At 70.1% G+C, this 4,841-nt stretch carries 3 protein-coding genes; 1 reads left to right on the forward strand and 2 read right to left on the reverse strand.

The genetic code is table 11. The features are described from left to right. Positions 1 to 157: 157 nt before the first annotated feature. Both urtA and ACWCRB_RS49020 read right to left on the reverse strand, forming a co-directional pair. On the reverse strand, positions 158 to 1,411 hold the full coding sequence (urtA, locus tag ACWCRB_RS49015; RefSeq protein ID WP_451002251.1) for an urea ABC transporter substrate-binding protein: 1,254 nt from the start codon (positions 1,409 to 1,411) through the stop codon (positions 158 to 160). A 137-nt stretch (positions 1,412 to 1,548) separates the two neighbouring features. Further along, positions 1,549 to 2,697 (reverse strand): substrate-binding domain-containing protein, encoded by a 1,149-nt coding sequence (locus ACWCRB_RS49020; RefSeq protein WP_451002252.1) that lies wholly within the window; start codon positions 2,695 to 2,697, stop codon positions 1,549 to 1,551. Between the two features lie 154 nt (positions 2,698 to 2,851). Between ACWCRB_RS49020 and ACWCRB_RS49025 the strand changes: the two genes are divergently transcribed. After that, positions 2,852 to 4,780 (forward strand): NAD-binding protein, encoded by a 1,929-nt coding sequence (locus ACWCRB_RS49025; RefSeq protein ID WP_451002253.1) that lies wholly within the window; start codon positions 2,852 to 2,854, stop codon positions 4,778 to 4,780. Positions 4,781 to 4,841: the final 61 nt, after the last annotated feature.

The raw sequence follows: 4,841 nt of genomic DNA on the forward strand, positions 1-4,841 counted from the left end.
CAAACGCCGGACGGGCTAAAAGATCAAGCCCCGGCCGGCACCATCCAGCCCGTCCGGCGTTTGAGGACGAGCGCGTTCAGCGCGACAAAGGGGGGTGTGGGGGCGCAGCCCCCAGGGATGGGAACGGGTAAGGGCGGCGGGGGCGAAGAACTGTGGGTCAGGAAAGGCCCGACGCCCAGTCGTAGCCCTTCAGGTACGGGTCCGGCTTGATGGGCTTGCCTGAGTTCCAGACCTCTGTGATCAGGCCGTCGGCCCCTACCTTGCCTATGCGGGCCGTCTTGTAGACGTGCTGGCTCGCGCCGTCCACCGTGACCTCGCCCTCGGGCGCCGCGAACGTGATGCCGTCCGACGCCGCCTTCACCTTTTCGACGTCGAAGGAGCCCGCCTTCTCGACCATCTCCTTCCAGAGGTACACCGAGATGTACGCCGCCTCCATCGGGTCGCTCGTCGGCTTCCCCTTGCCGTACGCGGCCTGGTACGCCGCGACGAACTTCGTGTTCGCGGCCCCCGGCGTCGTCTGGTAGTAGTTCCACGCCGTCAACTGGCCCTCCAGATACTGCGTCCCGATGCTCTTCACCTCCTCCTCCGCGATCGAGACCGACAGCACCGGCATGCTCTTCGCGGTCATCCCGGAGGACTTGTACTCCTTGAAGAACGCCACGTTGCTGTCACCGTTGAGGGTGTTGAACACGGCGTCCGCGCCGGAGTCCTTGACCTTGTTGACGATCGTGGAGAACTCGGTCGAGCCCAGCGGCGCGTAGTCCTCGCCGACCACCGTCATGCCCTTGGCCTTCGCATACGCCTTGATGATTTTGTTGGCCGTGCGTGGGAAGACGTAGTCGCTGCCTACCAAGTAGAGCTTGGTCAGGCCCTGCTTCTTCAGGTAATCCAGCGCCGGCACGATCTGCTGGTTCGTCGTCGCGCCCGTGTAGAAGATGTACGGCGACTCCTCAAGTCCCTCGTACTGCACGGGGTAGAAGAGCAGCGACTTGTACCGCTCGAAGACGGGCTTCACCGCCTTGCGGCTGGACGAGGTCCAGCAGCCGAACGTCGCGACGACCTTGTCGTCCTTGATCAGCGCCTCCGCCTTCTCCGCGAAGGTCGGCCAGTCGGAGGCACCGTCCTGGCTGATGGGGTTCAGCTTCTTGCCCAGCACACCACCGGCCGCGTTGATCTCCTTCACCGCGAGCAACAGCGCGTTGTGGACGGTGACTTCGCTGATGGCCATCGTGCCGGACAGCGAGTTGAGGAGACCGACCTTGACCGTGCTGCCGGAGGTGTCGCCCTTGACGCCGGCGTCGGAGGACGTGTCGGAACCGGTCTTCGCGCCACAGGCACTGAGGGCGGCGGACGCGCCGACCACGGAAACTCCGGCCAACAGACCACGCCTGCTGATACTGAGCCCAGACATGCAGAACCGCCCTTGGGGAGGAGGGAAGGAGCGTCCACAGCCTGGGAGTTGACTGTTTCCAGGGCGTTTCCGTGCAATTGAAGAACAGTTTCCGACGGAACTAAATTTCTTCAATTAATGCTTCCGCACGGAAGCATCTATTTGCCGGATTCCAACTGGGCCACGACCGTGAAGTCCAGGCCGTCCGCCTCCGCCAGGTAGATGCGCTGGCGTACGTGCCGGTCGCGCAGGCGCAGGAGGCCGCGCGGGCCCTCGTACGACACCGCCTCCGCCGCCGCGCCGATCGCGGACACGTCGAGTGTGCGGGCGCGTTCGATCAGGGCGGCGAGCAGCAGCACGCCCTCGTAGCAGGACTCGCCGAGGCTGCCGGGGGCCGGGGCGTCGATACCGAAGCGGGCGGCGTAACTGCCGTGGAAGTCCAGGGTGTCCTGGTTGGCGAGGGAGGCGAAGAAGCCGGCCGTGCTGAACAGGTCGCGGGTCGCCTCCGGGCCGCTGGCCAGCAGCATGTTCTCGTCCATGAGGGTGCTGAGGCGGATACTCCGCCGGTCGAGGCCGAAGGCGCCGAAGGCCCGGTTGAAGCGGACCGCGTCATTGCCCACCAGGAGCATCAACACCCCGTCGGCGTCCGCGTGTTCGATGCGGCGCAGTACGTCGGTGAAGTCGTCCGTGCCCAGCGGCAGGTATGCCTCCCCGCACACCCGGGCCCGGCTCTCGCGGGCGTACCGGCGGGCGGCGCGGGCGGTCTGACGGGGCCACACATAGTTGTTGCCGACGACGAACCAGCGCCGTACGCCCCGTGCCTCGCTGATCAGCCGCATCGCCGGCCGCAGTTGCCCGGCGGGCGTCTCGCTCGTCAGGAAGACGCCCTCGGTGCGCTCGCCGCCCTCGTACAGGGCCGTGTACACGTACGGCACCCGGTGGGCGACCCGGGGCGCCAGGGCCTGCCGTACGGAGGAGATGTGCCAGCCGGTGACGCCCTGCACCACCCCGGTCGCGACCAGCGCCTCGACCTCCCCGGCGACCCGCTGCGGCTCGGCGCCCCCGTCGACCTCGATCAGCCGCAGCTCCTTGCCCAGGACCCCGCCCGCCCGGTTGACCTCCTCGACGGCCAGCCGCGCGCACGCCTCGCACGCCGGGCCGAAGATCCCGGCGGGCCCCTGCATCGGGTACACCAGCGCGACGTTCAGGGTCGCGTCGTCGGCCGTGAACCACTCGGGGGTGTGGAGCCGGGGGTGGCGGGGATGGGGATGGCTGGTCTGGGGGTGGCGGGGGTGGGGCCGCTGCATGGGGTCATGATTGCGGCATCGGACCCGGTCGGGAACCACCTGTCCCAGTGAGGCAGTCTTTTCTCTCGTGGCGATCCTGGGGAACCTTCCGAGTCAGAGCGGGCCGAACGGACCGAACGGGCCGGGTACGGGTGCCGGTGATACGGCCGGTCACATGATCGTGTGCGGCGACGACGGGCTCGCCCACCGGCTCGCCCATGAACTCCGGAACGTGTACGGCGAACAGGTCACCCTCGTCGTACCGCCCTCGGAACGGAACGTACGGCCGCCGGTGGTCGTACGGGCAGCCGGGACGGCGTCGGCGCTGCTGGACCGGGTGTCGGCGGTCGTCAACCGCGCGGCGGGCAACGGAACTACTCCTACTGGCGTCGGTGAACCCTCCCCGCACGAAGGGGTGTTGGAGGCCGCCGAGCTGACCGAGGCCGTGCTCGCCGAGGCGGGCGGGGAACGGGCGGCGGCCCTGGCGCTCGTGTACGACGACGACGAGACCAACATCCGCGCCGCCCTCACGGCCCGCCGCCTCAACCCCCGCCTGCGGCTCGTACTCCGGCTCTACAACCGGCGGTTGGGCCAGCACATCGAGGAACTCCTCGACCAGGCTTCGGCGTTGGCGGCGGTGGCAGCGATGGCCGAGGGTGACGGCAGCGGTGCGGACAGGAGGGTCGACGCCTCCACCACCGTCCTGTCCGACGCCGACACCGCCGCCCCGGCGCTCGCCGCCACCGCCATCACCGGTACCAGCAAGGTCGTCCAGACCGACGGGCTGCTGCTGCGCGCGGTGGAACGGCAGCCGCCCGCGCCGGGCGAGGTCGCCGACCCCGGCCTGTACACACTCGCCCTGCTCTCCGCCACCAGCAGCGACCCGGCCGGCGCCGACGGCTCCGAGAGCAGCGGTGACCAGGGGCCCCGGCTGCTCCCCGACGCGGCGGCGGTCGCGGCGGCGACGGGGCGCGGGACGGTCGTACTCCAGCAGGTGTCGTACGCGTACTCCGGGACGTCGATGTCGGGCGGGCGGGGCCGGGGCGTGGTGCCGCCGTTCGCGTCCCTCTTCTCCCGACGGTTGCGGTGGTCGCTGGCGGGCATGGCCGCTTCCGTGATCGCCCTCGCGGTCGCACTGACGGTCGCGACGGGCGACCACCCCGTCCACGCGACGTACCTGACCCTGCTCGACCTCTTCGCGATCAACGACCCCGCGATCGGGGCGTCCATGACCCGCCAGATCCTCCAACTCCTGTCCGGGCTGGTCGGGTTGCTGCTGCTGCCGGTGCTGCTGGCCGCGGTGCTGGAGGCGTTGGGGACTTTTCGCAGTGGTTCCGCCGTGCGCAAGCCGCCGCGTGGGCTTGGCGGGCATGTGGTGCTGCTCGGGCTCGGCAAGATCGGCACACGGGTGCTGACCCGTCTCCGCGAACTCAACATCCCGGTGGTGTGCGTCGAGGCGGACCCGGAGGCGCGGGGTCTGGCGACGGCTCGGCGGTTGCGTGTGCCGGTGGTGCTGGGTGATGTGACCCAGGAGGGCGTCCTGGAGGCCGCGAAGATCAACCGCGCGCAGGCCCTCCTCGCCCTCACCAGCGCCGACACGACCAACCTGGAGGCGGTGCTGTACGGGCGTTCCGTACGGCCCGACCTGCGTGTCGTCCTGCGCCTGTACGACGACGACTTCGCCACCGCCGTGTACCGCACCCTGCGCGCGGCGCACCCCGGCGCGACGACCCGGAGCCGGAGCGTTTCGCATCTGGCCGCGCCCGCGTTCGCCGGGGCGATGATGGGCCGCCAGACGCAGATCCTCGGCACGATCCCCGTCGAGCGGCGGGTGTTGTTGTTCGCGGCGATGCGGGTGGGTGGGCATGTGGAGTTGGAGGGGCGGACGGTGGGGGAGGCGTTTCGGGCGGGGGCGTGGAGGGTGCTGGCGTTGGATACGGGGGTGGGGGCGCCGGTGGAGGAGGGGCGGGCGTCGGGGCTGGTGTGGGATCTGCCGGAGACGTATGTGCTGCGGGCGGAGGACCGGGTGGTGCTGGCGGCTACTCGGCGGGGGTTGGCGGAGCTGCTGGGGAGGCGGCGGGGGCGGGACCGGGCTGGGGCGTAGTTTTCTCGCCCCCGCCGCCCCTACCCGTCCCATCCCTGGGGGGGGGGGGGGGGCGCGCCCC

Source organism: Streptomyces sp. NPDC002156 (assembly GCF_053593675.1).

Bases quoted from the DNA above. Each gene is read 5' to 3' on its own strand.
- ACWCRB_RS49025 (WP_451002253.1), top strand. From the start codon at position 2,852: ATGATCGTGTGCGGCGACGACGGGCTCGCCCACCGGCTCGCCCATGAA.
- ACWCRB_RS49020 (WP_451002252.1), bottom strand. From the start codon at position 2,697: ATGCAGCGGCCCCACCCCCGCCACCCCCAGACCAGCCATCCCCATCCC.
- urtA (WP_451002251.1), bottom strand. From the start codon at position 1,411: ATGTCTGGGCTCAGTATCAGCAGGCGTGGTCTGTTGGCCGGAGTTTCC.